The 1,139-nt window shown below is 65.9% G+C and carries 1 protein-coding gene; it reads left to right on the plus strand.

Going from position 1 to position 1,139, the window contains the following annotated elements; translation table 11 throughout:
* The first annotated feature begins 260 nt into the window (after positions 1 to 260).
* The gene (locus tag ACA514_RS48220; RefSeq protein WP_360763081.1) at positions 261 to 1,100 is read left to right on the plus strand and encodes an IS5 family transposase; all 840 of its coding nucleotides are present in this window, start codon (positions 261 to 263) and stop codon (positions 1,098 to 1,100) included.
* The last annotated feature ends 39 nt before the right edge of the window (positions 1,101 to 1,139 follow it).

Here is a 1,139-nt window from a genome sequence, read left to right on the forward strand (position 1 = left end):
AGAGGGCGTTTGGTCCTTATATGTGGAGAATGTGCAGGTTCTCGTGCGAGCCAGCCGCGGCCGGACAGAGAGATGAGAGATAGCTGTTTTCGGTGAGGCTTGTGGAGCTTCGGACCAGCATGTTTCGTGGTCGTTCTTCTGTCTCATCCCGAAAACGCAGGTTGCGTCCGATGTTGGCCCGGTGGCGGCGAAGCTCCGACTTGCTGACCTGACCAAGACGTCTATGGCCAGGCTCGACGGCACGGCGTTACGCCGAGGTCATGACCCCTGAACGCCGCTACCCCAGCGACCTGTCGGATGCCCGATGGGAATTGATCGAGCCGGCCCTGATCGCCTGGCGCGACCGGCGCCGCGCCGGCGCCCTGGACATCGGCCGTCCACCCGAACACGACCTGCGCACCATCATGAACGCCATCCTCTACGTCGACCGCACCGGCATCCCCTGGCGCTACCTGCCGCACGACTACCCGCCCTGGCAGACCGTCTACGGCTACTTTCGCGCCTGGCGCGACGACGAGGTCTTCACCCGGCTGTCGGGACTGCTGCATCGCCTGGTCCGCATCCGCGAGGGCCGCTGCGCCCAACCCAGCGCCGGCGCGATCGACGCCCAAAGCATCAAGACCTCAGGCAACGTTCCGGCCACCGACCAGGGCATCGACGCCGCCAAGAAGATCGTCGGCCGCAAACGCAGCATCGTGGTCGACACCCTCGGCCTCTTGCTGGCCGTCCTGGTCACCGCCGCCTCTGTCCAAGACTCGGTCGCCGGCACCACTCTGATCAACCAGATCGCCGGCCAGCAGCCCGCCCTCCGCACCATCTGGGTGGACGGCGGCTACCGCCAACACCTGGTCGAACACGCTGCTGCGGTCGGCATCGACATGCAGATCGTCCAACGCCCGCCAGGCGTCCGGGGTTTCACCCCGCTACCACGCCGTTGGGTGGTCGAACGCACCCTCGGCTGGCTCATGCTGCACCGCCGCCTGGTCCGCGACTACGAGACCCTCCCGGCCAGTTCCACCGCCATGATCCACCTCGCAATGATCGACCTCATGAGCCGCCGCCTCACCGGCGAATCCACTCCCACATGGCGGGGCACCTGACCCGAAATCAAACGGAACTCGCAGGATGAAACGCCCAGT

Source organism: Actinomadura sp. NTSP31 (genome assembly GCF_041951385.1).
In the GTDB taxonomy this organism is placed as follows: domain Bacteria; phylum Actinomycetota; class Actinomycetes; order Streptosporangiales; family Streptosporangiaceae; genus Spirillospora; species Spirillospora napierensis.